The organism is Streptomyces sp. NPDC002853 (genome assembly GCF_053591915.1).
The window spans coordinates 24,223-46,781 of the sequence record NZ_JBSFUS010000022.1; the positions used below are offsets into that span (position 1 = coordinate 24,223).

21 protein-coding genes are annotated in these 22,559 nt (G+C 70.8%); 12 read left to right on the forward strand and 9 right to left on the reverse strand.

The window, feature by feature from the left end; all coding sequences use genetic code 11:
* The 6 genes from ACWD02_RS40535 to ACWD02_RS40560 form a co-directional block, all read right to left on the reverse strand.
* Positions 1–375 carry a hypothetical protein gene (locus tag ACWD02_RS40535; RefSeq protein ID WP_363211635.1) on the reverse strand — a complete coding sequence of 125 codons (375 nt, stop codon included), beginning with the start codon at positions 373–375 and terminating at the stop codon, positions 1–3.
* 75 nt (positions 376–450) lie between these two features.
* Positions 451–843: a roadblock/LC7 domain-containing protein gene (locus ACWD02_RS40540; protein ID WP_363211634.1), complete on the reverse strand. Its 393-nt coding sequence runs from the start codon at positions 841–843 to the stop codon at positions 451–453.
* A gap of 82 nt (positions 844–925) precedes the next feature.
* Complete coding sequence (locus ACWD02_RS40545) at positions 926–1,696, reverse strand: transcriptional regulator (protein ID WP_451221254.1); 771 nt, start codon at positions 1,694–1,696, stop codon at positions 926–928.
* A gap of 5 nt (positions 1,697–1,701) precedes the next feature.
* Positions 1,702–2,115 carry a hypothetical protein gene (locus ACWD02_RS40550; RefSeq protein ID WP_451221257.1) on the reverse strand — a complete coding sequence of 138 codons (414 nt, stop codon included), beginning with the start codon at positions 2,113–2,115 and terminating at the stop codon, positions 1,702–1,704.
* 221 nt (positions 2,116–2,336) lie between these two features.
* Positions 2,337–3,704: an APC family permease gene (locus tag ACWD02_RS40555; protein WP_451221260.1), complete on the reverse strand. Its 1,368-nt coding sequence runs from the start codon at positions 3,702–3,704 to the stop codon at positions 2,337–2,339.
* A gap of 79 nt (positions 3,705–3,783) precedes the next feature.
* Positions 3,784–5,178, reverse strand: a complete 1,395-nt coding sequence (locus tag ACWD02_RS40560; RefSeq protein ID WP_451221263.1) for a diaminopimelate decarboxylase — start codon at positions 5,176–5,178, stop codon at positions 3,784–3,786.
* 122 nt (positions 5,179–5,300) lie between these two features.
* Here ACWD02_RS40560 and hutU point away from each other — a divergent pair, with 122 nt between their 5' ends.
* From hutU to ACWD02_RS40585, 5 genes are all read left to right on the forward strand, one after another.
* Positions 5,301–7,001: a urocanate hydratase gene (gene hutU / locus ACWD02_RS40565; protein ID WP_451221266.1), complete on the forward strand. Its 1,701-nt coding sequence runs from the start codon at positions 5,301–5,303 to the stop codon at positions 6,999–7,001.
* A gap of 17 nt (positions 7,002–7,018) precedes the next feature.
* On the forward strand, positions 7,019–8,215 hold the full coding sequence (locus ACWD02_RS40570; RefSeq protein WP_451221414.1) for an allantoate amidohydrolase: 1,197 nt from the start codon (positions 7,019–7,021) through the stop codon (positions 8,213–8,215).
* Positions 8,212–9,579, forward strand: a complete 1,368-nt coding sequence (locus ACWD02_RS40575) for a formimidoylglutamate deiminase (RefSeq protein WP_451221269.1) — start codon at positions 8,212–8,214, stop codon at positions 9,577–9,579. The genes ACWD02_RS40570 and ACWD02_RS40575 overlap by 4 nt, the downstream gene beginning before the upstream one ends.
* 220 nt (positions 9,580–9,799) lie before the next feature.
* Positions 9,800–10,975 carry an imidazolonepropionase gene (hutI, locus tag ACWD02_RS40580; RefSeq protein ID WP_451221272.1) on the forward strand — a complete coding sequence of 392 codons (1,176 nt, stop codon included), beginning with the start codon at positions 9,800–9,802 and terminating at the stop codon, positions 10,973–10,975.
* Between the two features lie 103 nt (positions 10,976–11,078).
* Entirely contained in the window at positions 11,079–11,774 is a 696-nt protein-coding gene (locus tag ACWD02_RS40585) for an aspartate/glutamate racemase family protein (protein WP_451221417.1), read from the forward strand.
* Between the two features lie 160 nt (positions 11,775–11,934).
* On the opposite strand, the gene ACWD02_RS40590 is transcribed toward ACWD02_RS40585, so the two are convergent.
* The gene (locus ACWD02_RS40590) at positions 11,935–12,906 is read right to left on the reverse strand and encodes an RNA polymerase sigma factor SigF (RefSeq protein WP_451221275.1); all 972 of its coding nucleotides are present in this window, start codon (positions 12,904–12,906) and stop codon (positions 11,935–11,937) included.
* Positions 12,907–13,144: 238 nt separating this feature from the next.
* On the opposite strand from ACWD02_RS40590, the gene ACWD02_RS40595 reads away from it, so the two are divergent.
* The 6 genes from ACWD02_RS40595 (at position 13,145) to ACWD02_RS40620 (ending at position 18,805) form a co-directional block, all read left to right on the forward strand.
* Positions 13,145–13,513, forward strand: a complete 369-nt coding sequence (locus tag ACWD02_RS40595; RefSeq protein ID WP_451221278.1) for an STAS domain-containing protein — start codon at positions 13,145–13,147, stop codon at positions 13,511–13,513.
* Positions 13,514–13,790: 277 nt separating this feature from the next.
* Complete coding sequence (locus ACWD02_RS40600) at positions 13,791–14,309, forward strand: ATP-binding protein (RefSeq protein ID WP_451221281.1); 519 nt, start codon at positions 13,791–13,793, stop codon at positions 14,307–14,309.
* A 179-nt stretch (positions 14,310–14,488) separates the two neighbouring features.
* On the forward strand, positions 14,489–15,220 hold the full coding sequence (locus ACWD02_RS40605; RefSeq protein WP_451221284.1) for an LPXTG cell wall anchor domain-containing protein: 732 nt from the start codon (positions 14,489–14,491) through the stop codon (positions 15,218–15,220).
* Positions 15,221–15,258: 38 nt separating this feature from the next.
* Entirely contained in the window at positions 15,259–16,269 is a 1,011-nt protein-coding gene (locus ACWD02_RS40610; RefSeq protein ID WP_451221287.1) for a COG1470 family protein, read from the forward strand.
* 59 nt (positions 16,270–16,328) lie between these two features.
* Entirely contained in the window at positions 16,329–17,456 is a 1,128-nt protein-coding gene (locus ACWD02_RS40615) for a hypothetical protein (protein ID WP_451221420.1), read from the forward strand.
* On the forward strand, positions 17,456–18,805 hold the full coding sequence (locus ACWD02_RS40620; protein WP_451221423.1) for a hypothetical protein: 1,350 nt from the start codon (positions 17,456–17,458) through the stop codon (positions 18,803–18,805). Before ACWD02_RS40615 ends, ACWD02_RS40620 begins: the two co-directional genes overlap by 1 nt.
* 83 nt (positions 18,806–18,888) lie before the next feature.
* Here the strand turns inward: ACWD02_RS40620 and ACWD02_RS40625 are convergent, their stop codons facing one another.
* Together ACWD02_RS40625 and ACWD02_RS40630 are read right to left on the reverse strand one after the other, a co-directional pair.
* Entirely contained in the window at positions 18,889–19,758 is an 870-nt protein-coding gene (locus tag ACWD02_RS40625; protein ID WP_451221290.1) for an alpha/beta hydrolase, read from the reverse strand.
* Positions 19,759–19,862: 104 nt separating this feature from the next.
* Positions 19,863–21,389, reverse strand: a complete 1,527-nt coding sequence (locus tag ACWD02_RS40630; RefSeq protein ID WP_451221293.1) for a peptide MFS transporter — start codon at positions 21,387–21,389, stop codon at positions 19,863–19,865.
* Positions 21,390–21,867: 478 nt separating this feature from the next.
* Here ACWD02_RS40630 and ACWD02_RS40635 point away from each other — a divergent pair, with 478 nt between their 5' ends.
* The gene (locus ACWD02_RS40635; protein ID WP_363211617.1) at positions 21,868–22,545 is read left to right on the forward strand and encodes a response regulator transcription factor; all 678 of its coding nucleotides are present in this window, start codon (positions 21,868–21,870) and stop codon (positions 22,543–22,545) included.
* Positions 22,546–22,559 lie beyond the last annotated feature (14 nt).

Below are 22,559 nucleotides of genomic sequence, written 5' to 3' on the forward strand. Positions count from 1 at the left end.
TCAGACGTCCAGGTTCGCCTCGATGCGTTTGAGCTGGTGCCGGGCCATGGCCAGGTTGGACCGCTTCTGGTCGAGGGCCACGTAGAGGAACAGGCCGTTGTTGTTGCGGCCCTTGATCAGCCGGATCAGGTGGTACTGGCTGCTGAGCGAGATCAGGATGTCCTCGATCTCGTCCTTCAGGTCCAGGAGCTCCATCGTGCGCAGCTTGGCTCGCACCACGTCGGTGTTGCCCGCTGCGGCGACGGCCAGGTCCAGGTCCTTTCCGCCGCCGATGGTGCCGAGGGCCATGCCGCTCGTGTAGTCGACCAGGGCGGCGCCGATCACTCCCTCGATCGAGGTGGTGACTTCCTTGAGTGATGTCTCTGTGTTGGCCATGAATTTCGCACTTCCTTTCCGTCTGCCGGGTGTACGCGGTGAGGGGGACGATGAGGGTGTGGTGGGGGACATGGGTCAGGTTTCCTCCGCTCGTTCGACGGCGGCGTCGACCAGCTCTCCGATGAGCACGCTCGATCGGCGGCCCTCCAAGTGCAGCCGGCCCACGTTGACTCGGGACTCGGCGAGCAGGGTGAGCACCGCGGAGGAGCCGGCCGTGTACGTGGCCACGTAGCCGCCCTCGCCGCGGATGAGCAGTTCGCGGAAGCCGCCCTGATGCGTCGCGTCGGACAGCCGCAGGGCCACTCCGAGCGCCGCCGCGGTGAGCGCGCAGAGGCCCTCCGGCTCGACGTCCGGCGCGTCCTGCGCGAGCACGAAGCCGTCGACGCTGGCCGTCAGGGCGCCCTTGAGCTGAGGAATCCTGGTCCGCAGCCGTTTCAGTTCGACGAGTACGTCGGCTTCGGCAGCCATCAGCTCTCTCCTCCCGGCGCGCTTCCAGAGCGCGAAAAACTTCATGGGCACGGGGGCCAAGTCCCTTGAGCGGCGCGGACGTTCACAGAGTCGCCTCCAGCGCGTCACGGACCCGGCGCAGCAGGGCGACGTCCGGCTCGTCGTGGTCCTCGCGGGCCGGGGCGGGAAGCATCGGCGGACTCTGGACGGGCGTTCGCGGAGGTTCCACGAGCCCGGCCGCGGCGAGCCGCCTGACCTCGAGCAGGGTGTGGAAGGACGGCCGGCCGAGCGCCCAGGCGATGGCCGTCGGCGTACGGACGCCGTCGGCGAGCCGCAGCAGCGCGTCCTGGCGTCCGGTGACCGTCTGGCCGGGCGCGGGCGAACGCGCCACGACGGGAGAGGTGTCCAGTTCGGGGCAGGGCCAGACGCTGTCGAGGAGGGCCCGGCGCCGCCGCGTCTCCCGCTCCACGGCTTCGGCCGCCACCGGGCGCACCCGGCCGAGCCAGTGCGCGACGCCGTAACGGAACCGGGTCGGCCCGCTCGCCGGGCCGAGGACGAAGAACGCGGCGTCGAACAGCGCGCCGGTGTGGCAGACCTCCAGCTCGCCCGCGGTGACCCGCCCGCTGTCGATCAGCTGCCGCCCCACCTCGTTGCGCGTGCCCGCCAGCGAGAGGGCCTCCTGCCAGCCCTGCGCGGGCAGCGCCCCGCCGGCCGTGAGCAGGACGTCTATGCCCGGCGCCGCGGGGCTCTCCGCGTGCACGACGCGGCCCTCGACGAGGTAGAGGGTGCCCTGGTCGCGCAGCAGCGCACCGGTCGCCCGCTCGTCGGCGAGCCGCATCAGCATGGGCGAGGTGGCGGCCGCGGTGATGCGCATGGCGGTCACACCAGCACCAGGCGCTCGGAGAGGTCGCGCAGCCGCATGCGGGCGAGCGCGAGATTCCCGTTGTGCCGGTCGAGCCAGAGATAGAGGAAGACGCTGCTGTCGAAGGTCGTCTCGACGAAGCGGATCAGATGGAACCCGGTCCTCGTGGTGAGCATGAGGTCCTCGACGGGGAGCCCCTTGCGGTCGTCGTCCCGTGCCGTGTCCAGTGCGTCGTCCCTGGGTGCGAACGCCTGGTACTCCGCCGCGGACCGCGCCACCTCCGCGGTCTCGGCCGCGGTCGCCTCGTGGTCGCCGCCGGGAGGATCGCCGACCGAACCGAGGGCGAGCCCGCTGGTCCAGTCGACGATCGCCGCACCGCGCGCACCGGGCAGTGTCATGGCTTCGAGCAGACACTCGTCGATTCCGGGCACGCGGCTCCCCTTCCCCAGGGTTGAACCGGGTGGCCCCTACCACCCGACCGGAGGCTCAGCGCCGCCCGGTGTGGAGAAGGTACGCAGAAGTGGTGGAGAGTCCGGGGAAATGGGCACTTTCCAGGGGAACATGCCCGACCTCGACGGGATCAGTGCGACGAGAGATGAGTTCGGGCCCGAGCCTGACCGATTGTGGCGACCGACGACCGGACCGCCCCCCTTCACTCCTCGCCGCGCGCCTTGAGCACCACCTTGTTGACGACCCACAGTCCGATGCCGATGGCGAGCAGCACCCCGGCCCGGATGTAGACCTCGGCCGGGCGGTCCGCGAGGGGGCTCGCGAGGATCAGGGCGGTGATGGCGCCGAGCACCGGAAGGACCGTCGGCGCGCGGTAGTGCGCGTGGCCGACGGGATCGCGGCGCAGGACCAGGACGGCCACGTTGACCACCGCGAACACGCAGAGCAGCAGGAACGCGGTCGTGTCGCCGAGGCCCTCGATCTCGCCCGTCGTCACCAGTCCGATCGCCAGCAGCGAGACGAAGACGATGCCGACCACCGGTGTCCGGCGACGGGGGAGGACCCGCCCCATCGCGCGCGGCAGGATGCGCTCGTTGGCCATGCCGTAACAGAGCCGCGAGGCCATCATGATGTTGATCAGCGCCGAGTTGGTGACCGCGAACAGGGCGATCAGGGCGAAGAGTTTGTGCGGGAAGTCGATCCCGCCCGCCTTCACCACCTCGAGCAGGGGGCCGCTCGATCCTTCGAGCACCTTGTAGTCGACGAGCAGCGACGACACCAGTGCCACCAGGACGTAGATCGTGCCCGTCACCGCGACCCCGATGAAGATCGCCCGTGGGAACGTGCGCGTCGGGTCCTTCGTCTCCTCGGCCATGTTCACCGAGTCCTCGAAGCCGACGAACGCGAAGAAGCCGAGCGCCGTCGCGCCGAGCACGCCCGTCATCAGGGCGTAGGCCGTGCCGTCACCCGCCTCGAAGTCCGTCAGGCGCGAGGGCTCACCGTCCCCGCTCAGGACCGCGTACGCGCCGATCGCGAGGATGATGGCCAGGCCCGTGAGCTCGACGAGGGTGAGGACCACGTTCGTCTTCACGGACTCCGAGACGCCCCGCAGGTTCAGCGCCGCGAGCGCGAGGATGAAGAGGATCGCGACCAGCGTCGGCGGCAGCGCGTCGCTCGTCAGCTCCCCGAGGTAGTCACCGCTGAAGGCGCGGGCCGCGGCGCTCGCCGACGAGAGGCCCGAGCACATCACCATGAAGGCGATGATGAAGGTGAGGAACGGGACCTTGAACGCCTTCTGCGTGTAGAGGGCGGCGCCCGCCGCCTTCGGGTACTTGCCGACCAGCTCGACGTACGACGCGGCCGTCAGGATCGCCACGACGAAGCCGATCGCGAACGGCAGCCACAGCGCGCCGCCGACCTTCCCCGCCACCTTGCCGGTGGTGGCGTAGATGCCGGTGCCGAGGATGTCGCCGATCACGAAGAGGATCAGGAGCTTGGGGCCGATCGCGCGGTTCAGCGCGGGTTCTCCGGACGGCGGCGGCGTACCGGTGGCCTTTTCGGATGTCGTCACAGGATCATCTCCCCCGAGGGTGTGCCTGGAGGGAGCATCTGCCCCGCAAGTGCCGATGGGATGCGGGAGTTGAGCAATCTCAGAGGTCGCGCAACGCGTCGCGCATCCCGCCCCCCGACTCGGCGACGATCTCCTCCAGGGACTGCGGCTCCCGCACGGTGGCGAAGGCGACGTCTGCGCCCCCTTCGCCGGGGTCCGCGGCGAAACCGTAGATGCCGGGCCGGGCAAGGCTGTTGTACGAGTAGTGGTGCGCGAAGTAGTACGCCCCCGTGTCGAGCACCGCGGCGTAGTCGCCCTGTTCGAGCAGCGGGAGCGGACGGTTCTCGGCGAGCAGGTCACCCGCGAAGCACGCGGGGCCCGCGATGTCCTGGCCGACGGCCGGGCCGCTCTTGGGGCGGCCCTTCTCGTCGTACGCGGCGATCCGCAGCGGCCAGGACGCGGGCGCGTACACCGTGCGGGCGGCCACCTGGACGCCCGCGTGCGTCACGGCGATGGGCCGGGTGCCCGCCGACTTGGCGTACTCCACGCGGGCCAGGATCGTGCCGTGCTTGGCGAGCAGCGAGCGGCCGAACTCGGTGACCAGGCCGTAGCGCCCGTCGAGCAGCCCCGGCACGCGGGACTTCAGGCGGCGGGCGTACTGCGCGTGCGTCGGGGTCTCCTCGTCCGAGCCGAAGTTGACGGGCAGGCCGCCGCCGATGTCGATGGTGTCGATCTGCTGCCGGCCGGCCCGTTCGTTGATCTCCTCGGCCAGTTCGTACGTCGCCGCGACGCCCCGCACCATCAACTCCAGGGGCATGCCCTGCGATCCGGAGTGGGCGTGCAGGCGCGTCAGCCAGGGCCGGTCGAGATACGCCCGGACGATCCAGTCGCGGGCGCCCTCGTCCAGCAGCGCGACCCCGAACTTGGACGTCGCGGTCGCGGTGGACAGGGCGCCGATGGAGCCGCCGCCGATCTGCGGGTTCACGCGCAGGCCGATGGGGGAGCCGGTGGGCGCCGAGCGGGTCAGCGCGTCCAGGCGGGCGAGCTCCTGCGGGTTGTCGGCGTTCACGGCGATGCCGAGGGCGAGGGCCTCGCGCAGCTCGGCGGCGGTCTTCGCGGGCGAGTCGAGGACGGTCTGCGTGGGCGGCACACCGGCGGCCCTGGCCAGGGCGAGCTCTCCGGGGCTCGCCACCTCGGCGCCGATGCCCGCGTCGCGAAGGAGGCGCAGCACCGGGACCAGGGGCGACGCCTTCACCGCGAAGGCGTGCAGCACGGGGGTGCCGGGTGGTGTGACCGCCTCGAAGGCGGCGTGCAGGGCGGCGGCGGCCGTGCGGATACCGGTGACGTCCAGGAGGCCGACGACGGGCGACGCGGGGTCGACGAGACCTTGCTCGACGGCGGCGCGGACGGCCTGGTCACGCCGGACGGCGCGGTCCGTCGGATCCTCTCTGTCCAGCTCGGTCGCGTGTGCGGTCTCCGTGCCCTGATCGCTCATGTGTTCCAGCCAATCATCCGTCACGTGGTATCGCTGCCCCGTCAGCGTATTGACTAGCTCTATTCAACATCGCAGGATGTGAATAACAAGGTCACAGCAAAGCGTCACGAGGAGGCACCGCCATGTCAGGACCCCGCCCCGTACGGGCACCGCGCGGTATGGAACTGAGCGCCCTGGGATGGCAGCAGGAAGCCGCCCTGCGCATGCTGCAGAACAACCTCGACCCCGAGGTCGCCGAGCACCCCGACAAGCTCGTCGTCTACGGCGGCACCGGCAAGGCGGCCCGCGACTGGCGCTCCTTCGACGCCATGGTCCGCACCCTCAAGACCCTCAAGCAGGACGAGACGATGCTCGTCCAGTCCGGCCGCCCGGTCGGCGTCATGCAGACCCACGAGTGGGCCCCGCGCGTCCTGATCGCCAACTCCAACCTCGTGGGCGACTGGGCGAACTGGGAGGAGTTCCGGCGTCTGGAGGCCCTCGGCCTCACGATGTACGGCCAGATGACCGCCGGTTCGTGGATCTACATCGGCACGCAGGGCATCCTCCAGGGCACGTACGAGACGTTCGCCGCCGTCGCCGCCAAGAAGTTCAACGGCACCCTCGCCGGCACGATCACCCTCACCGCCGGACTCGGCGGCATGGGCGGCGCCCAGCCCCTGGCCGTCACGATGAACGACGGCGTCGCGATCTGTGTCGACGTCGACCCGCGTGCCATCGAGCGCCGCATCGAGCACCGCTACCTGGACGTGAAGGCCGACTCCCTGGAGCACGCGCTCCAGCTGGCGACGGAGGCCCGCGACCAGCGCAAGCCGCTCTCCATCGGCCTGCTCGGAAACGCCGCCGACCTGCTCCCGCGCATGCTCGCCGAGGGCGCACCGATCGACATCGTCACGGACCAGACCTCGGCCCACGACCCGCTCGCCTACCTCCCCACCGGCGTCGACTTCGACGACATGCAGTCGTACGCGACGAAGGACCCGGCGGGCTTCACCACCCGCGCCCGCGAATCCATGGCCAAGCACGTCGAGGCGATGGTCGGCTTCATGGACGCGGGCGCGGAGGTCTTCGACTACGGCAACTCGATCCGCGGCGAGGCCCAACTGGCGGGCTACGACCGCGCGTTCGCCTTCCCCGGCTTCGTCCCCGCCTACATCCGCCCCCTCTTCTGCGAGGGCAAGGGCCCGTTCCGCTGGGCGGCGCTCTCGGGCGAGGCTTCCGACATCCACAAGACGGACAAGGCGCTCCTCGACCTCTTCCCGGAGAACGAGTCCCTGCACCGCTGGATCAAGATGGCGGGCGAGCGCGTCCACTTCCAGGGCCTCCCGGCGCGCATCTGCTGGCTCGGCCAGGGCGAGCGCGACAAGGCGGGCGACATGTTCAACGACATGGTCGGCAACGGCACCCTCGCCGCCCCCCTCGCCATCGGCCGCGACCACCTGGACTGCGGCTCGGTGGCCTCCCCGTACCGCGAGACCGAGGCCATGCTCGACGGCTCCGACGCGATCGCCGACTGGCCGCTCCTGAACGCCATGGTGAACGTCGCGTCCGGCGCCTCCTGGGTCTCCATCCACCACGGCGGCGGCGTCGGCATGGGCCGTTCCATCCACGCGGGCCAGGTCTCGGTGGCCGACGGCACGAAGCTGGCCGGCGAGAAGATCCGCCGCGTCCTGACCAACGACCCCGGCATGGGCGTCATCCGGCACGTCGACGCGGGCTACGACATCGCGGAGTCGGTCGCGGACGAGAAGGGCGTACGTATCCCGATGCGCGAGGGCGACCGTCACAGCGAGGGCGACCAGCACAGCGAGGGTGGCCAGGCGTGAGCGACACGTTCCACGCCATGTGGCGCTCGCTGCGGCCCATCGGCCGCAGCGACGCCTCAGGCGGCTACCGCCGCTACGCCTGGACCGGCGCGGACGCCGAATGCCGCCTCTGGTTCCAGGCCCAGGCGGAGGCCCGCGGCCTCGACCACGAGGTCGACCGCAACGGCAACCAGTGGGCCTGGCTCGGCGACCCGTCCCGCGGCGACGCGGTGGTCACGGGCTCGCACCTGGACTCCGTACCGGACGGCGGGGCCTTCGACGGACCTCTCGGGGTCGTCTCCTCCTTCGCGGCGCTCGACGAACTCCGCGCACGGAAGGTGTCGTTCAGCCGCCCCCTCGCCATCACCAACTTCGGCGACGAGGAGGGGGCCCGCTTCGGTCTGGCCTGCGTGGGCTCCCGGCTGACCGCGGGACAGCTCACGCGAGAGAAGGCGTACGAGCTGACGGACGCGGACGGGATCACGCTCCCGCAGGCGATGGAGACGGCGGGCCACGACCCCTCGTCCATCGGCCCGGACCCCGAACGCCTCGCCCGCATCGGCGCGTTCGTGGAACTCCACGTCGAACAGGGCCGTGCCCTGGACCTCACCGGCGATCCTGTCGGCATCGCCTCCGCCATCTGGCCGCACGGCCGCTGGCGCTTCGACTTCAGGGGCGAGGCCAACCACGCGGGCACCACCCGCCTGGTGGACCGCCGCGACCCCATGCTGTCGTACGCGGAGACGGTCCTCGCGGCCCGCAGGGAAGCCGAACTGGCGGGCGCGGTCGCCACCTTCGGCAAGATCTCGGTCGAGCCGAACGGCGTCAACGCGATCCCCTCCTTGGTCCGTGGCTGGCTGGACTCGCGTGCCGCGGACCAGGAGTCGCTGGACACGGTCGTGACGGCCGTCGAGAAGGCGGCCCGCGAGTACGCGGACCGGCACGGCATCGACCTCGACGTCGTACGGGAGTCCTTCACGCCGGTGGTGGAGTTCGAGGACGCCCTGCGCGACGAACTCGGCACGATCCTCGGCGGGGAGAAGCCGATCCCGGTGCTCGGCACGGGCGCGGGACACGACGCGGGTATTTTGTCCGGCTCGATCCCCACCGCCATGCTGTTCGTACGGAACCCCACGGGCATCTCACACTCCCCGGCCGAGTTCGCCGCCGAGGACGACTGCGTGGCCGGGGTGACCGCACTGGCCGACGTACTGGAAGGGCTGGCGTGCAGGTGACGACGGATACGGCGAAGGCGGCCACGTACTGGCTGGAGCATGCCTGGCTCGACACGAATGTCGAGCCGGGCGTGGCGCTGGAGGTGACGGGCGACCGGATCACGGCCGTCCGCAAGGAGGTGGAGACACCCCCGCCCGGCGCGACGGTGCTGCGCGGCCTCACCCTCCCCGGCCTCGCCAACGCCCACTCGCACGCCTTCCACCGGGCCCTGCGCGGCACGGTCCAGGTGGGCTCCGGCACGTTCTGGACGTGGCGCGAGGTCATGTACTCGGTCGCGGACCGCCTGACTCCCGAGACGTATCACGCCCTGGCCCGCGCGGTGTACGCGGAGATGGCCCTCGCGGGCATCACCACGGTGGGCGAGTTCCACTACGTGCACCACGCGCCGGGCGGTACGCCCTACGCCGACCCCAACGCGATGGGCGAGGCGCTGATCGAGGCGGCTGCGGACGCGGGCGTCCGCATCACGCTCCTGGACACGGCCTACGTGGCGTCGGGCCTCCTCTCGGAGTCCCGGGGGAAGCCCCCCAACCGCCACCAGCTGCGCTTCTCCGACGGCAGCACTCAGGCGTGGGCGGAGCGGGCCTCGGCCCTCAAGGACCGCGCCCACGCCCGGATCGGGGCGGCGATCCACTCCGTACGGGCGGTTCCTGCCCGGGAGTTGGGGGTCGTGGCGGAATGGGCCTCGTCCCGCCAGGCCCCCCTCCACGTACACCTCTCCGAGCAGACGGCGGAGAACGAGGCGTGCCAGGCGGTGCACGGCTGCACTCCCACGCGCCTCCTGGCGGACCACGGGGTGCTCGGCCCCCGCACGACGGGCGTGCACAACACCCACCTGACGGACGCCGACATCGCGCTCCTTGGCCGGTCCTCGTCCGGCACGTGCATGTGCCCCACGACGGAGCGGGACCTCGCGGACGGCATCGGTCCCGCGGTCCGCCTCCAGCAGGCGGGCAGCCCGCTCTCCCTGGGCAGTGACAGCCACGCGGTGATCGACATCCTCGAAGAGGCGCGGGCCATGGAACTGAACGAACGCCTGCGTTCGCACACCCGGGGCCACTGGACGGCGGCGGCGCTGCTGCGGGCGGCCACCGCCGACGGCCACGCCGCCCTCGGCTGGCCCGACGCGGGCGTTCTGGAGCCCGGCGCGCTCGCCGACCTCACCACGATCGCCCTGGACTCGGTCCGCACGGCGGGCCCGCTGCCTCGCCTCGCGGCGGAGACGGCGGTCTTCGCCGCGACATCGGCGGACGTCCGCCACACGGTGGTCGGCGGCCGCCATGTCGTACGGGACGGCTCCCACGTCCTGGTCGCGGACGTGCCGGGGGCGTTGGCGGAGGCGGTGGGGGCATTGCGCGATTGATCCGGGCCTGGGGGCCTGGGGCCTGGGGCTGGGGGCTGGGGGCTGGGGGCTGGGGGCTGGGGGCCGGGGTGCCCCCAGCCCCCCCTGAGCCGCCGCTTCGCGGCGAATTTTTCCCGCCCACCCACCCGATTGCCCGGCAGCACCACCTGCCCGACCCACCCAGCCACTCACTCACCCATCCCCCCCACCCACCCACCCACCCGCGGAGGACTGGACCCCCATGCCCACCACCCTCATCACCAACATCGCCGGCCTCGTCACGAACGACCCCTCCCAGGGGGACGGAACCCCCCTGGGCCTCCTCACGGACGCAGCCGTAGTCCTGGACGGCGAGACCATCGCCTGGGTGGGCCCGGCCGCCAAGGCCCCCGCGGCGGACGAGACGCACGACGCGAAGGGCCGCGCCGCCATCCCCGGCTTCGTCGACTCCCACTCCCACCTCGTCTTCGCGGGCGACCGCACCCAGGAGTTCAACGCCCGCATGTCGGGCCGCGCGTACTCCGCGGGAGGCATCCGCACGACGGTCGCGGCAACCCGGGCCGCCACGGACCAGGCCCTCGAAGCGAACCTCACCCACTACCTCGCCGAGGCCCTGCGCCAGGGCACCACCACCTTCGAGACGAAGTCGGGCTACGGCCTCAACACCGAGGACGAGTCCCGCGCCCTCCGCATCGCCGCGCGCCACACCGACGAGGTCACCTTCCTCGGCGCCCACATCGTCTCCCCGGACTACGCCGACGACCCGGCGGCGTACGTGGACCTCGTCACCGGCGAGATGCTGGAGGCCTGCGCCCCCCACGCCCGCTGGATCGACGTCTTCTGCGAGAAGGGCGCCTTCGACGGCGACCAGGCCCGCGCGATCCTCACGGCGGGCAAGGCGAAGGGCCTGCACCCCCGCATCCACGCGAACCAGCTCTCGTACGGCCCCGGAGTCCAGCTCGCCGTGGAACTGGACGCGGCATCGGCGGACCACTGCACGCACCTCACGGACGCCGACATCGACGCCCTCGCGAACAGCAGCACCGTGGCGACGCTCCTCCCCGGCGCGGAGTTCTCCACCCGCGCCGAGTGGCCGAACGCCCGCCGCATCCTGGACGCGGGCGCGACGGTGGCCCTCTCCACGGACTGCAACCCGGGCAGCTCCTTCACGTCCTCGGTCCCGTTCTGCATCGCCCTCGCGGTACGCGACATGGGCATGACCCCGGACGAGGCGATCTGGTCGGCGACAGCGGGCGGCGCGGCGGCCCTCCGCCGCACGGACATCGGCGTCGTACGCGAGGGCGCCCGCGCCGACCTCGCACTCCTCGACGCCCCGAGCCACGTCCACCTCGCCTACCGCCCGGGCGTCCCGCTGATCAGCGAGGTCTGGCGCCGGGGTGCGAGGGTGGTCGGCTGATCGACGCGGATGGCAGAAAAATCCCGCTGGATGGGCGATATGCCCGTTATCCAGTGGGATTTTCCTGCCGTCGGAGGGTGCGATCCTGGCCCCCATGCGGACCATGAAGACCATCGGCCTCATCGGCGGCATGAGCTGGGAGTCCAGCGCCGAGTACTACCGCCTGCTCAACGAACTCGTGCGGGAGCGGCTCGGGGGGCTGCATTCCGCTCGGTGCGTGTTGTACTCCGTCGACTTCGCCGAGATCGAGCGGCTGCAGGTCGCGGGGGAGTGGGAGGAAGCGGGGGAGGTGCTCGCCGGGGCCGCGAAGGGGGTGGAGGCGGCCGGGGCGGATCTCGTGCTGATCTGCACCAACACCATGCACAAGGTGGCCGAGCAGGTCCAGGCGGCTCTCTCCGTCCCGCTCCTGCACCTCGCGGATGCGACCGCCGACGCGGTGCTGCGCGGCGGCGTACGGCGCGTGGGGCTGCTCGGGACCGCGTTCACCATGGAGCAGGACTTCTACCGGGAGCGGCTGGCCTCGCACGGTCTCGACGTGCTCGTGCCGGACGGGGCAGGGCGCGCGCTCGTGCACCGGGTGATCTACGAGGAGTTGTGCCTCGGGGTGGTGCATGAGGCGTCGAGGGTCGGGTACCAGAACGTCATCGAAGATCTCGTACGGGAAGGAGCTGAGGGCGTGATTCTCGGGTGCACCGAGATCGAGCTGCTGATCGGGCAGGAACACAGCCCGGTGCCGGTCTTCCCGACGACCCGCCTGCACGCGGAGGCGGCGGTCACGGCAGCCCTGAAGGCCGACTGAGTGTAGACAGCCGGCTGAGTGGAGAAGGTCAGCTGAGCGGACGCAGAAAGCAACCCACCCGCCTGCCCCTGGACGCGGGGCAAACGGGTGGGTGGGTGGGAGTCATCCGGCGCGAAGCGGCGGGCCAGGAACCCGCACGAACGCCGAGCGGCGAGCCCCCTCACTCGTCGACGGTCAATCCCTTGCGGAGCTTGACGAGCGTGCGCGACAGCAGTCGCGAGACGTGCATCTGCGAGATGCCCAGTTCATCGCCTATCTCCGACTGCGTCATGTTGGCGACGAAGCGGAGCGAGAGGATCTTCCGGTCACGCGGCGGCAGTTCGGCGATCAGCGGCTTCAACGACTCGACGTACTCGATGCCTTCGAGTCCGTGGTCCTCGTAGCCGATCCGGTCCGCGAGCGCGCCCTCGGAGTCGTCCTCCTCGGGCTGGGCGTCCAGCGAGCTCGCCGTGTAGGCGTTGGACGCGGCCATGCCCTCGACGACCTCGTCGTTGGAGATGCCCAGGCGCTCGGCGAGCTCGCCCACCGTGGGGGCGCGATCGAATTGCTGGGCGAGTTCGTCGCCCGCCTTGGCAAGGTCAAGACGGAGTTCCTGCAGGCGGCGCGGGACGCGCACCGACCAACTCGTGTCGCGGAAGAAGCGCTTGATCTCGCCGACGATGGTCGGCATCGCGAAGGTGGGGAACTCGACGCCTCGGCTGAGCTCGAAGCGGTCGATCGCCTTGATCAGGCCGATCGTGCCGACCTGGATGATGTCCTCCATGGGCTCGCTGCGGGAGCGGAACCGGGAGGCGGCGAACTTGACCAGGGCGAGGTTGAGTTCGACCAGGGTGTTGCGGACGTACGCGTACTCGTGCGTGCCTTCCTCGAGCGCCTCGAAGCGTTCGAAGAGGGTCTTGGACAGCGCCCTCGCATCCAGCGGGCCCACCTCGTCGAACGGCGGGATCTCGGGCAGGTCGGCGAGCCCTTCGAGGGCTTCCGCCTCCGGCACGGCCGTCAGGTCCGGGAGTTCGCCGGGCGTGGCTTCCGTGCGGGGACCCGGGATCTCGGTCTCGATACGGTGCGGTGGGAGTGTCGACGTCGCTCGGTCAGTGCGCGATTCGTCGAGCCGGGGTGACATGGTGTCCTCCATCGTTCTCGGCATATGGCTGCCGATGCCAATACGTGCACTGCGGTGTGCGGCGCCTCCAAAGCCGTCAGTGTTGATTACTGTCTCTTCTACCCCTACCCGTTTCCACAGCCCGGTCGCAAGTGCGTTGTGCGGCTAAATGTCCGTTTTCGGGGGGATGTTCGGGTACCCGAGGGCGTGAGGAAGGCGTAATGTTCAGGGGCGTCATCAACAGCCACGACGGTCGGAAGTGAGTGACGGAATGGACCGCGGGACAGTCGGTAGCGCGCATCGGGGCCGGCTTCTGGTCGAAGTCCGGGCAGAAGGCCCGAGCGTCGTCGTTACTCCGGCGGGTGAGTTGGATCACCACACCGCCGATTTGTTGCGTGAGCCACTCGAGGCATGCCTCGACGACGGCTTCTCGCGCCTGGTCGTCGACTGCTCGCGCCTGGAGTTCATGGACTCCACCGGACTCAATGTCCTACTGGGGGCCCGGCTCAAGGCCGAGGCGGCGGGAGGTGGGGTGCATCTGGCAGGGATGCTGCCGGTGGTGGCCAGGGTGTTCGAGATCACCGGGGCCGAGGCGGTCTTCAGTGTCCACGAGACGCTCGCGGACGCGTTGGCCGACTGACCGGTCGGCCCGCTGACGGGGCGTGCCCAAGAGTTACGCGCCAGTTGTCTCTATGTGATCACTGCGTTACGAGTGTCACACGGGTAGCGTCGAATAAGTGGGTGTTCTCACGGTTCGGCCGGGCAGGAGACAAGCTGGATGCGTCGACAGCGATCCGCGAACAAATCGTTGCCAAGTCAACAGCCGGAACGGCCGAGCAGCCGATGACCCCTCTTGGAGCCCTGCTTCTTGTCCAGTTCCTTGTCCAGAGTCCTCTTGTCGGTGAGGTGAAGCGCTGATGAGCACCACCCGGCCTTGCTCGCCGGGCGACCGCGGCCCGGAGCCCGAGGCTGCCGTCGCGGCCGCCCCCGCGGACCAGGCCGTCCCGGCGGCCACGGTTCGTCAGGGGCGCCAGGTCCGCAGGCTGAGCCTGACCGGTGCCAGTGGCATCGTGCCGCTCGCCCGGGACTTCGCGCGCCAGTCGCTGCAGGCGTGGGGCTGGCTTCCCGCGGCGGGCGCCGATCAGCGTGCCGCCGCGGAGGACGTCCTCCTCGTCGTGTCGGAGCTGGTGACCAACGCGTGCCTGCACGCCGAGGGCCCCGACGAGCTCTGGCTCTCCACCGACAGCAAGGTGCTGCGCATCGAGGTGTCCGACCGCGGCTCCGGTCAGCCCTCGCCCCGTACCCCGCACCGCGCGGGGCGGCCCGGCGGCCACGGCATGTTCATAGTCCAGCGGCTCTGCCTGGACTGGGGGGTTGTCCGCACCCCGGGGGTGGCGGGCAAGACGGTGTGGGCCGAGCTGAGCGCGCCCGTGTAGGGCCCGCTCAGTTCCCCCTTGGGTTACCCACGGTTCGTACGCGCGCCGGATCATTGAGATCCGGCGCGTTCTTTGTCTTCCCTCGGCAAGGCCCCGGGCGTACCTTGAGCGCCCAATCTGATGTGCCGTCAGTAAATCCGCACCGCGGCACGCCACGACCGGCATGAGGGGAACCCGAGGTGTCGTACCAGAAACGTAGGGCCGCGCTCGCGCTTGCCACGGCCTTGGCCGGCGGCTCGGCGGTGCTGATGGCCGCCCCCGCCGCGCAGGCCGAGGTCCAGGACGTCAACTACCAGTGCAAGACGCCCATCGGCAACAAGGGCGCGGTGTCGCCGATCGACATCAAGAGCGTGAAGAGCGGCAGCGGCTACAAACTCACCATGTCCTTCCAGAAGGGCGTCTCCTCCAGCCCCGTGGAACTGGGCAAGGGCGCGATGAAGCCGAGCGCGCTCATCAAACTGGGCGGCGCGGAGAGCGGCACGGTGCCGGTGTCCGGAGCGCCCAACGACAAGGCGATCCCCGCCAACACCCCCATCAAGATCAGCGACCTGTCGGGGACGTACACGCCCAAGAAGAGCGGCAAGGTCACCTTCACCGCGGGTGTCCTGACGATCAAGGCGCTGGGCACGACCACGACGTGCACACCGTCCAACAGCCCCAAGCCCTCGCTCTCCCTCGACGTGCAGGGCTCGGGCGGCGGGGGCACCACGGGCGGCGGCTCCGGCGGGTCGAGTGACGACGCGGACTCCGGCGGCTCGGCGAGCGCACCCTCCGGCGGCGACGAGCTCCCGCAGACAGGGCCCGCGGACTCGGCGATCGCGCTCGGCACCCTCGGTGGCACGGTGCTGCTCGCGGGCGCGGCGGGCGCGCTCTGGCTGACCCGCAGGAACCAGGCGGCCCGGTCGCGCTAGGCGCGGTGCGCGCAGAGAGCCCGCAGCGTACGAAGCGCATGAAGCGTACGAAGATCCAGGAGCCGCCGATGCCGTCGCTGCTGTCCGTTGCCCGCGCTCTCTCCGTGGCCGTGGCCCTAGCGGTGACGGGCATGGTGCCGGCGACCGAGGCGTCCGCCGACGACTCCGCGGTGTGGTCCGTCGCGCCCTCCGCGGGAGGAGGGACGCGGCCGGCCAAGGACGGGCGGCCCTACTTCTACGTGGAGGGCACGCCCGGCTCCGTCCTCGAGGACACGGTGACGATCACCAACCCGGGGCCGAAGCCGCGCACGGTGGAACTGAGCGGCGCGGACGCGGACAACACCAAGGGCGGCGCCTACTTCCTGGAGCGGGGCAGACCGAAGGACACCGGCTCCTGGATCACCTTCGCCGAGCGCAAGGTGAAGGTGCCGCCGCGCACCCGCGCCGAGGTGCCGTTCAGCGTGAGCATCCCCGAGAGCGCGGTGCCCGGCGATCACCCCGGGGCGGTCGTCGCGCGGGAGGGCGGCCGTGACGCCGGGGTCCGCGTGCATCTGCGGGTGAGCGGTCCGACGCTGTCCGCGCTCACGGTCGAGCGCGTGCGGGCCGAGGGCGGGCGCATCTCGTACGACGTCGTCAACCGCGGCAACACGGTCCTGGCCCCCAGGCTCGCGGTCCGCGCGGAGGGCGTGTTCGGCCCGCTGCTCGACCGCAAGCCCCGCACGCTCCCGGTGGAACTCCTCCCCGGCCGCAGGGTCACCCTGACGGAACCGTGGAAGGACGCCCCCGCCCTCGACTCCGTCGACGTCACGCTCACGGTGACGGCATCGGGCGGGGCGCACGGCGAGGCGACGGCATCGGCCCGCTTCGTGCCGTGGGGAGCGGTGGCAGGGGTGGGGGCCGGGGTGCTCGGCCTGGCGGCGGCGGGCGTCTGGTTCGTACGCAGACGCGGCGCGGCGGCCGATGATCCGCCATTGGACGAGCAACCTGAACAGGGCGTCATGGAACCGGAGTTGGCGGGAGTGGGGACGGCAGAGGGAGAGCAGCTGTGAACGGCAACCCGTTGTGGGCGGTCAAGCGGTGTGTCGCCGCGACCGCCGTGCTTGCGGCCATGGCCTTTGTGCTGCTCCCGGCGGCGGGGGCCACCGCCGCCGAGAAACCCACCCTCACCCTCTCCAGGGCCGAGGCGGGCAAGGGCGGTGACATCACCGTCAAGGGAGAGGGGTGGCGGCCGGACGCCCTCCTGATGATGCTCGTCTGCGGCCAGTCCACCCCGGCCGACGGCGTGCCCGGCGGCACGAACTCCTGCGCCAACGACAGCGGCCGCGCCGTCACCACGGACGGCAAGGGCGCCTTCAGCAAGAAGCTCCCCGTGGCCGAGCCGCCCAAGCCCTGCCCCTGCGTGGTCCACGTGGCCACGGTCACGGGGGACAAGGCGCAGGCGGACGCCGTCTTCGCGGTCGCCGGGCATCCCGTGAAGCCCCTGCCGAAGCAGCGGGGCGGCGGGAAGCTCTCCGTCCTCACCGATACGCGGCTAGAAGGGTCGAGCGGCGTCCTGACCTGGTTCGGCGCCCCGCCGTCCCGCAAGTTCGTCTTCACCGTGGGCAACGTCGGCTCCGCCCCGGTCAAGGACCCCGTCTTCCAAGTGGGCACCTCGCACGGCGTGTTCGCCCCGCAGTGGGAGGAACAGCAGTGGCGCGGCACCATCGCGCCGGGCAAGAAGGCCCAGATCAAGCTGCCGGTCGAGCTCTCCGCCGGGGCGCACGGCGATTACCTCGTCTCACTGAAGTTCGGCGGCAAGGTGCTCGCCGAGCAGCCCTGGGGCGTCGGACGCCCGTGGGGCGTCACCGTCTTCTGGATCCTGCTCTGCGTCGTCGTGCCGGCCGCCGTCTTCCGCATCGGCATGGCGGTGGTCGACCGGCTGCGGCCCAACCGCCGCCGTGGCCGCGGCTCCCGCCCCGCGGGGCGCCACCGTACCGGCAGGATCGCCGAACTCACCGACCGTATCCCGAAGTTGCGGCTGCCCCAGGGGGCGGTCGCGGCCGACGAAGCGGCCCGTACGCCACGTACGAAGCCGCCTCGCGAGACCGGCGGGCCGTCCGCCAAGGGCACCGCCGCGAACACGGGCACCCTCCCGTGGTTCACCCCTGACACAGACCCCGGCTCCGGGACCGCACCCGCCGCCGGACAGCTCTCCGCACCGTCAGAGAACAGCCCGACGACGAAGGGAAACACGTGATCAGCACACGACGGAGAGCGGGCGCGGCCTCGGTCTCGCTGCTGCTCGGCGGGGCGGGCATCCTGCTGGGCGCGGGTCCCGCGCAGGCGGCCGAGGTGGCGTACAAGACGGAGTGCATCCCGCCGTCCATATCGGGGCTTCCGCCGGTGCAGGGCACCACCAAGGTGGAGATCACCGCGCCGGCCGCCGCGAAGGTGGGCGACGAGGTCGAGGTCGTATGGAAGACCACGGAGGCCGCGTCCAAGAACCCGGACATCCTCGATCTGGACAAGGACACGGTGAAGCCGACCGGCACGATCAAGCTGGGCGGCGGTCAGACCGGGGAGCTGGCGGTGGCGGGCGAGCGGGTGAATCCACCGATCAAGAAGAACAGCCCGATGATCCTGTCCGACATGAAGGGCAAGCTGAAGCTGACCAAGGCGGGCGACATCACGCTCACCCCGGGTGCGTACAACATCAACGTCAGCAAGCCGATGTCGACCGACACCAAGTGCACGCCCAAGGAAGAGGTCAAGGCGGGCGCGACCATCAAGGTGACGGAGGGCGGCGGCAGTTCGGGCGGCACGGCCTCGGGCGGCGGTACGTCCGGTGGCAGCACGTCTGGCGGCAGCACGTCCGGTGGCGACACTGGTGGCGGCGACACCGGAGGTGGCGACACGGGCGGTGACACCGGTGGTGGTACGTCCGGTGGCGGGGGCGGCGAGACCGACTTCCCCGGCAAGGAGGTCCAGACCCCGTACAAGTGCAAGACGCCCATCGGCGACAAGGACGCGACGTCCCCCGTCCAGATCAACGCCAAGAAGGACGGCGGGAACTACGGCCTCACCGTCGAGTTCAAGAAGTCCGTCATGGACAGCCCCGCCGACATCCCCGCGGACTCGGTGAAGCCGTCGATGGAGGTCAAGCTGGGCGGCGCGGACAAGGGCACGGTGCACGTCGAGGGCCCCACCAACAAGGAGCCCATCAAGTCGGGCGACCCGATGACCATCCCTGACCTGACGGGCACGTACAAGCCGGGCGCCGACGGCAAGTCGACGCTCTCGCCGGGCGTCCTCACGGTCAAGGCACTGGGTACGACGACGACCTGCACCCCGTCCAAGGCCGAGGTCTCGCTGGAGATCGACACGGCGGCGCAGCCCGGCGGGGCCGCCGGGGGCAGCGGTTCGGCCGGTGGCTCCGGTGGCGGCTCTGCGGGTGGCTCCGCCGGGGGCGGCGGCGGTGACCTCGCCGAGACCGGCGCCGACAACAACGGGGCGTTGCGGGCCCTCGGCCTTGTCGCCGGAACGGTGATCCTGCTGGGCGGCGCGGTGTTCACGTTCCTCCCGAGGCGGAGGAACGGCTTGCGCTGACGACGCCACCGTAAGGGGCGCGGGGAACTGCGCGACCGCTGTGGTTGCTCGCGCGGTTCCCCGCGCCCCAAAAGGGGCTTGTCCTAGGCGTGTTGGCGCAGCCAGCGCAGGAGCGCCTGGGCGAAGCCCGGGTCCCTGAGGAGCTCGCCTCCGTGCGCGTCGCCCGGCTCGATGCGGACCGTGACGTCGCGCATCCCCGCCATCTTCTGCGCGTGCGCGAGGTCCGTGGAGTGGGCGACCGGCACGAAGTCGGCCGCCGAGTGCGTGAGGTACAGGGGCGCGTCGTCCTTGCCGGAGGCGTGCGACTTGGCCACCAGGTCGACCCACTTCTTCCAGCACGGTCCGGAGGCCCGGTCCGGCGCACACCCCGCGAGCAGCTCCGCCGTCCCCCGCAGCTTGCGCTGCGCGGGGGCGGCGGCACGCATCCCGCCGTCCTTCCAGGCACGGTAGGGCGAGGCCACGGGGGAGAGCGCGGCCACGGCCCGTACCCGCCCCCGCCCCGCGCCGTAGGCTCCCGCGCTGACGGCGAGATGCCCGCCGGCGGAGGAGCCGAGGACCAGCGGCGCGGCACCGCCACGCCGCTTCACCCACCGCAGGGCCGCGAGCACGTCGTCGCGCTGCGCGGGCCAGGCGGCGTCGGTGGCGAGCCGGTAGTCGGTGTCGTACACGGTGAACCCGCGCGCCGCGAACCACCGCGCACGCCCGCTCCAGTCGGTGTCCCGCACCCAGGAGCCGCCGTGCAGGATCATCAGGGCGGGGCGCCCGGACCCGTCGCCGTACACGGTGATGTTCTGCCGCGCGTGCTCCCCGTACGAGAAGGTCAGGCCCGGCGACGGCGACGGCTCGGGTGCGGCCTCGACGGCGGCACTGGACGACGACAGCAACGCCACGCAGAGGGCGAGGGTCGGCAAGGTACGGGGCGAGGTGCGAGGCGAGATGCGGCGCAGGGGCATGGCCAGATGCTCCACCGCGCGTCGGTCCCGCACCCGCAGAAACGCCAAAGGCCGCCGCACCGGGTGGTGCGGCGGCCCTCAGTTCGAACGTGGGGGTGTGCGGCTCAGCGCACGTCACCCATGAGCGAGCTGACCTTGTTCCGGGCCATGTAGACCGAGAAGCCCGCGAGCACCGCGGCCGCGGCCTCCAGGGCGACCATGCCCTGGCCGTTGAGGTCGACCCCGGCGATGGCGAGCATGCCGGTCACGCTGTCACCCGCGGTGACGGCGAGGAAGAAGACTCCCATCATCTGGGAGGCGTACTTCGCGGGCGCCATCTTCGTGGTCAGGGACAGGCCCACCGGGGACAGGCACAGCTCGGCGACCGTGTGCATCAGGAAGATCAGCACCAGCCACCACATGGTGACCTTGGTGTCGCCCGTGGCCATGCCCATCGGGACGAGGAACACGAAGAACGAGGCGCCGGCCATGACCAGGGCGAAGGAGAACTTCACGATCGTGCTGGGCTCGCGGTTGCGGCGGGCCAGCGCGATCCAGAGGGCGGCGAAGACCGGGGCGAGCAGCATGATGAAGCCCGGGTTCAGCGACTGGAACAGGGTGTTCGGCATCTCCCAGCCGAAGATGTCCCGGGAGGTGTGGGAGTCACCGAAGAGGGACAGCGTCGACGCGCCCTGGTCGAAGATCATCCAGAAGATCGCGGCGGCCACGAAGAACCAGATGAACGCCGTCATCTTGGTCTGCTCCTCGGCGTTGAGGTCCCGGTCCCGCTTGATCTTGACCAGTACGGCGACGGGGATCAGCAGACCGGCCACGGTGATCGGGAGCAGCGCCCAGTTGAGGGTGAGCCGGTAGACGTCGGTGAAGGCCACCAGGAGGTAGAACGCCGCGATCACGGCGACGGCCGCCAGGGTCTTGACGATGACGCCGCGCTTCTCCTCGGCCGACAGCGGGTTCGGGACCCGGCTGCTCTCCGCGGACAGGTGGCGGGAACCGAGCATGAACTGGATCGCGCCGAGCGCCATGCCGATCGCGGCCAGGCCGAAGCCCAGGTGCCAGTTGACCTTCTCGCCGAGGATGCCGATGGCGAAGGGAGCGGCGAAGGCACCGAGGTTGATGCCCATGTAGAAGATCGTGAAGCCACCGTCGCGGCGGAGGTCCTTCGGGTCGCTGTAGAGCTGGCCGACCATCGTCGAGATGTTGGCCTTCAGCAGACCCGAACCGACCGCGACCAGGGCGAGACCGACGAAGAACATCGCCGAGCTCGGCAGGGCCAGGCACACGTGACCGGCGACGATCACGATGCTCGCGATGGCGACGGTCTTGCGGGCACCCCAGATGCGGTCGCCGATCCAGCCTCCGGGCATGGCCATGAGGTAGACCATGGCCACGTAGACGGAGTAGATGGCCGTGGCGGTCGCCGCGGTGTAGGCAAGGCCGCCGCCCTGGCTGCCGGTGGCAGCGTCGGCGCCGCCGGAGACCAGGTAGAGCACGAGCAGAGCACGCATGCCGTAGTAGGAGAAACGCTCCCACATCTCGGTCATGAAGAGTGTGGCCAGTCCGCGGGGGTGGCCGAAGAAGGTCTTCTCAGAGCCAGGGGTACCGGCGGAGTCCTTCGTCAGGCTGGACGCCATGGGTCGATCCTCGTGAGTTCGGGACGCGCGGCAAGAGCGTGTGCGCGCCCGGTGGGGGGCGGTCGGCACCGGGGTCGTACCGTCCACACCCCCACGCCCGGGGGGAGAATCGCGATCCATGTCGAGGAAGGCGCTGGTACGGCGACTCCGAGATCCACGCCCTGGGCGCATCTTCACGCGCAGGGCCCGACCACAGGTCATTCCTTTCAAAGGCTGGCAGAAGCCGGCCCGCACATAAAAGAGACCTAAGGCCGCACAGTGGGCCAAAGGTCCTTGCATAGTGCATCAGGCGTTGGGTCACCATACGCCACGACAGTGCCGCATATGGAAGGACTTGAGAGATGGATCACAGGTTACGGTGGAACCGCCGGGACACATTCCAAGGTGATCCCCAGGATCGCACCCCATAGCCGCAGGGGCTGACCGGCAGCTGTCGATCACCCCACGGCGGTCCTCCGGTGCGGACTACCATCACCCCATGACCCGTGTACTGCTCGCCGAGGACGACGCGTCCATCTCGGAGCCGCTGGCCCGTGCCCTGCGCAGGGAGGGGTACGAGGTCGAAGTGCGTGAGGACGGCCCGACCGCCCTCGACGCCGGGCTGCAGGGCAGCGTCGACCTCGTCGTACTCGACCTGGGGCTGCCCGGGATGGACGGCCTGGAGGTGGCCCGCCGCCTTCGCGCCGGGGGGCACACGGCGCCGATCCTCATCCTCACCGCCCGTGCCGACGAGGTGGACACCGTCGTCGGCCTGGACGCGGGCGCCGACGACTACGTCACCAAGCCCTTCCGCCTCGCCGAACTGCTCGCCCGGGTCCGGGCCCTGCTCCGGCGCGGCGCGGCCGAGCCGCAGCAGGCTCCGGCCACGCACGGCGTGCGGATCGACGTCGAGTCGCACCGCGCCTGGATGGGCGAGGAGGAGCTCCAGCTCACGGCCAAGGAGTTCGACCTGCTCCGGGTCCTGGTCCGCGACGCCGGGCGGGTCGTCACCCGCGACCAGCTGATGCGCGAGGTCTGGGACACCACGTGGTGGTCGTCCACCAAGACCCTGGACATGCACATCTCCTGGCTGCGCAAGAAGCTGGGCGACGACGCGGCGAATCCGCGGTACATCGCGACGGTGCGGGGCGTCGGCTTCCGCTTCGAGAAGAGCTGACCTCGCCCCTGGGC